A 5,205-nucleotide genomic window follows, 5' to 3' on the forward strand; every position below is an offset into this window, starting at 1 on the left:
GGTGCCGTCGTCATCGCCGCCATCACCAGTTGCACCAACACCTCCAACCCGGCGGTTATGGTCGCCGCTGGTCTCGTAGCTAAAAAAGCACATGAACTGGGTCTGACGGTTAAACCCTGGGTAAAAACATCACTGGCACCCGGGTCTCAGGTTGTACCGGCGTATCTGGAAAAAGCCGGTGTGATGAAACCTTTGAATGCGCTGGGTTTCAACATTGTCGGTTTTGGCTGCACTACCTGTATTGGCAACTCAGGCCCTTTACACCCGGCCATACAGAACGCCATCAGAGCGGGCAGTCTTAAAGTTTCCTCTGTGCTGTCGGGTAATCGCAATTTCGAAGGACGCATTCATCAGGATGTGCCCACCAACTATCTGGCCTCGCCGCCGCTAGTCGTCGCCTACGCACTGGCCGGCGCAATGACCGTAGACCTGACCCGGGATCCACTGGGGACAGGCAAAGACGGCCAACCGGTCTACCTGAAAGACGTCTGGCCCAGCCAGCAAGAGATCGCAGACACTGTGCAGGCTGCGTTGGGTTCCGGAATGTATCAGGAGAAATACCAGGATGTTTTCGCTGGCACCCAAGCCTGGCGAGACCTACCCGTCCCACAGGATGAGATCTACAGCTGGCCGGATTCCACCTACGTTAAGCAGCCGCCCTACTTCGACGGCATGTCGAAGGAACCCAGAGCACCCGGCGCGGTTAAGAACGCACGCTGTCTGGTCAAAGTCGGTGACTCGATCACGACCGATCACATCTCACCAGCCGGTGCCATCAAGCCCGACAGCCCCGCCGGGCGCTACCTGCAGGAACAAGGTGTCAGTACTGAAGACTTCAACAGCTACGGCTCACGCCGGGGCAACCATGAAGTCATGCTGCGCGGTACCTTCGCCAACGTGCGCCTGCGCAACCAACTGGCACCTGGTACCGAAGGCAGCTGGACCAAACACCTGCCTAGCGGTGAAACCGTCAGCATCTATGACGCCGCCATGCGCTATCAGCAGGAAAACACACTCCTCGTGGTACTGGCCGGCAAGGAATACGGCACTGGGTCCTCCCGTGACTGGGCCGCCAAAGGGACTAACCTGCTTGGTGTTAAAGTGGTTATCGCGCAAAGCTACGAACGCATCCACCGCTCCAACCTGGTGGGGTTTGGGGTTCTGCCTCTGCAATTTATGGAGGGTGAATCCGTTGAAAGCCTGAATCTGACGGGTGAAGAACAGTTTTCCGTCGACGCACTGCAAGGTGAGCCGGAACAGGTGACGGTTCAGGTAACCGACAAAGAAGGAAAACAGCGCAGCTTCGATGCCCGAGTGCGCATTGATACCGCCGTAGAGTGGGACTACTACCGCCATGGCGGCATTCTTCACTTTGTATTGCGCGATCTGGCCAAGTGAGAGACATTCAGGCCCCGGGCATGATGCGCGGATAGGCGGGCAAGACGCCGCCGTTACATAAGTAACGCAACGGCATTGCCCGCAAAAGCCGCAATACCGTTGCGTTCATGGCGCTTCGACACGCCCAATTATTGACAATTACCCAGCCTAAAAAGCAGAATTTTCACTGGAAGTCATATTTTTGACGATTTTACTGCCATTTTTTGAGGTACATCACACTTTCAACCTCGATTAGATCACAGTGTTAGTCAATCACCGTCATCCATAATACACTGCATCCACGATTATGGTGTCGAAAGAACCCTCATGTTTATAGACGGACTTACAGAACCGGAAAAACAAAAACTCGCCGTTTACTTGCGCGAGCGTGATCACACCCCTTTTATGGTGATCAAACACGCCTACGCGGCTGTCCAGTGCCAGCGACGCGGTGTTGATATTCATCCTATTGACTTTAAATATCTAATGCTGCTCGACGAGGCTATTACCGAACTCCACGACAAGTACCGCATTGGCAGTGCACTGATTTACGACGAACCCCGCACTCACGCTGGCCAGGGCCGAGCCTAGGAGTCTGCCATTGATGAAACCTTGCTTTAAATAGCCTGAAACAATCAACCCCAAACAATTCATGATATTAAGCTATCGAAGGGTTTAACTCCTTTCATTCGCCCTTACCTCTATAATGTCAGACACTTGTACTGAACATTGTTAACGAAAGGAGGTACTTTATGAGTACCAATGCGATTGGATTGAACACGGCCAGTGCTGAAAAATTGTCATCTGGCCTGAACGAATTACTGGCAAACTACCAAGTATTCTACATGAACGCCCGCGGCTTTCACTGGAACATTAAAGGTGAAAATTTCTTCGAATTGCACGTTAAATTTGAAGAGCTGTACACCAATCTGCTGACCAAAATTGATGAAGTAGCAGAACGCATCCAGACGCTGGGCCACGAGCCGGTTCACAGCTACAGCAAATACCTGGAAAGCGCCACCATCAAGGAACAAACCCGGGTGCGCGATGGCCGTGCTGCTGTGGGCCATATCCTTGAATCCTATCAGGCGATGATTGGCAAACAACGTGCCCTGCTGTCTCTGGCACAGGAAGCCAGCGATGAAGGCACCGCCGCATTGATGAGTGACTACATCCGCGAGCAGGAAAAAGATGTGTGGATGTATCAGTCTTTTTTGGGTGAATAAAAACTCACGCAAAACTTTCCATTACGGCAAGCGACCCACGGGTCGCTTGCTCCCTCTCAGAAAGCCCTCTATGATGCTGGCCTCAAACAGACAGTTATTGGTGTACGGGAAATCAGTTAAAATCTGATGCTGCCCCCGCAACGGTAACAGGACGGGCACGGCACTCAGCCACTGCGTAAGCGGGAAGGCGCCACGCCAGATCGAATTCACTAGAATCCTTTCACGTCCTTAAGCCCGGAGACCGGCCATTGACTGAATACCCTGTTGTTGCGGAGGGCAACAAAGTGGATTTCTGTCAGTCGGTTAATCCGTTTTATCGGATTGTTATCCGTTTTTCGGGTGATTGTTGCCGCTTGTCAGCCGCTAGACTTGTCCCTTCGTTTATTCATCCAATTTGAATGACGAAAGGAACCTACCCATGAAAACTACACCTATTCTGGCGGCCAGCCTGATGCTCCCACTGCTGGCTGCGGCCGAGGATGTCGTCGTCACGGCCAGTCGCTACCAGCAGCCGGTCACCAATACCCTGGCAGCGGTGACCGTACTGACCGCAGAAGATATAAAACGCTTCGGTGATCAGGACCTGGCCAGCCTGCTGAACCGCGTTGCCGGCATCAGTCAGACCCCAGCTGGCAGCCTTGGCTCAACCAGCAGCTTGCAAATTCGCGGCGCCAGCACCGGTCAGATGATCGTGCTGATCGACGGCGTACGCGCCGGCAGCGCCACCACCGGCAGCGCCACCCTGAACGCCATACCCTTGTCGAACATCGAGCGCATCGAAGTGGTACGGGGCCCTGCCTCCAGCCTCTATGGCGCCGATGGCATTGGCGGGGTCATCCAGATTTTTACGGCCGACCCCGAGGCAACCGAGGGCGATGTCCACGTTGCCGCCGAATACGGCAGCTTCAACTTTCAGAGCTATCGCGCCGGCTTCCGCGCCACCGCCGGCGACACCACGGCCAGCGGCCGGTTCGGCTACCTGAGCACCGACGGCTTCGACAGCACCACGCTCGACGGCAACGGCAATGAAGACAGGGACGGTTTCAAAGAATGGTCCGGAAGCCTCAATGTCGAGTCCCGCCTGACCGAAGCGCTAACGCTGGACGTCAACCACAACCAGTCCCATGGCGTGGCGGATTTTGATGACGCCAGCTGTACCAGTGATTGCGCGGCCAACACCCACACCACCACGGTGCTTATGAACTCCGGCGTTGGGCTGAGATTCGACGGCGACGATAGCTGGCAGGTACAGGGCAAGCTGGGCCGGCACCTGGACGAGTCGACAACCGAATCGTCCTTTCCGGGTGAATTCAACACCGAACGGCTCACCTACAGCCTCTCGGCCCAGCGCCCCTGGGGCAGCCGGGTCAGCACCATTTTCGGAACCGACGGCTACTGGGACCAGGTGGATTCGACCACCGATTACGACGAATCCGAACGGCACAACCAGGCGCTCTTCGGCCAGGCCCGATTCAACTACAACGATTATGAACTGCAAACCAGCCTGCGCGTGGACGACAACAGCGCCTACGGCACCAATCTGACCGGCAATGTGGCCGCCTCGACCTTCGTAACCGGCGATATCGAAACCATCATCAGCTACGGCACGGCCTTCAAGGCTCCGACCTTCAACGACCTTTATTACCCCGGCTTCAGCAACCCGGACCTGGTACCGGAGGAATCCCAAACGCTCGAACTGGCGATGCGGCAATTCGGCGAACAGGGCCAGTGGCGGCTGAGCGTCTACCAGACCCGGGTCGAGAACCTTATCCAATCCGGCAATAACCTGGATTCCACCCTGCAGGGCGCGGAAGCGGAATGGTCGCAACAGTTTGGCGTCTACGACCTGGCACTGAACGCGGCTTACCTCGACGCCCGGGACGATGACGGCGACCGCCTGGAGAACCGGCCCGTATGGTCCGGCTTCGTCGCGCTTGGTCGCCAGGCCGGGCCGGTACGGCTGGACCTGGACGTCAAGGCCGAAGGTGAACGAGTCTCCGGCGGCGAAGACCTGGACGGCTATATCACCCTGGGTGCCGGAGGCCGCTATAGCCTGGGCGAGGCAAGCTTCCTCTCTGCCCGGGTGGACAACCTGCTTGACGAGGACTACGTACTCAATCACGACGGATGGTCCGACTTCGACTACAACACGCCCGGCCGCAGCTTCAAGGTGTCGGCCGAGTATCACTTTTAACACGACAGCGGTCGTGAGATTCCGGTGAAACCTGTCTGGCCTTTAGCAGTCACATTCTCAGTCGTCGTTCATGCGGCACTGCTAACGTGGTTGTCTGGCCAGGCACCCGAAACCGAGTCCGTTTCTAACGGCACCATCACCCTCGGCCTGGTACAGTCCAGGCACGCTCCACCAACAAGCAGTGCCATAACAAGCAATGCCATCGAAGAAGACCCCGGAGACAGTGAACCTGATGACTCTCAAACGGAGGATGCGATGCCTGAACAGGAAGCACTGAAAGAACCAGAAGCGCACACTGATGAACATACGCCCCCTGAAGTGGCTATAGCAGAGGAGTCGAGCAGGGTTGTCCAGGAACAGGAACAGGAACAGGAACAGGAACAGGAACAGGAACAGGAACAGGAACAG

4 protein-coding genes and 1 riboswitch are annotated in these 5,205 nt (G+C 56.0%); all 4 genes read left to right on the top strand.

Annotated elements, in window-relative coordinates; genetic code table 11:
- Window positions 1-1,398 (top strand): aconitate hydratase (locus tag WEB54_RS04175; protein ID WP_368053534.1); only part of this gene is annotated, 1,398 nt, incomplete at its 5' end.
- Between the two features lie 306 nt (window positions 1,399-1,704).
- The gene (locus WEB54_RS04180) at window positions 1,705-1,968 is read left to right on the top strand and encodes a hypothetical protein (RefSeq protein WP_368053536.1); all 264 of its coding nucleotides are present in this window, start codon (window positions 1,705-1,707) and stop codon (window positions 1,966-1,968) included.
- A gap of 161 nt (window positions 1,969-2,129) precedes the next feature.
- Window positions 2,130-2,603, top strand: coding sequence for a Dps family protein (locus tag WEB54_RS04185; protein WP_368053538.1), 474 nt, complete (start codon window positions 2,130-2,132; stop codon window positions 2,601-2,603).
- 60 nt (window positions 2,604-2,663) lie between these two features.
- Window positions 2,664-2,868: riboswitch (cobalamin riboswitch) on the top strand.
- A 153-nt stretch (window positions 2,869-3,021) separates the two neighbouring features.
- Window positions 3,022-4,797 carry a TonB-dependent receptor gene (locus tag WEB54_RS04190; RefSeq protein ID WP_368053540.1) on the top strand — a complete coding sequence of 592 codons (1,776 nt, stop codon included), beginning with the start codon at window positions 3,022-3,024 and terminating at the stop codon, window positions 4,795-4,797.
- The last annotated feature ends 408 nt before the right edge of the window (window positions 4,798-5,205 follow it).

It is taken from the genome of Saccharospirillum sp., from assembly GCF_040881935.1.
Classification (GTDB): Bacteria; Pseudomonadota; Gammaproteobacteria; order Pseudomonadales; family Natronospirillaceae; genus Saccharospirillum.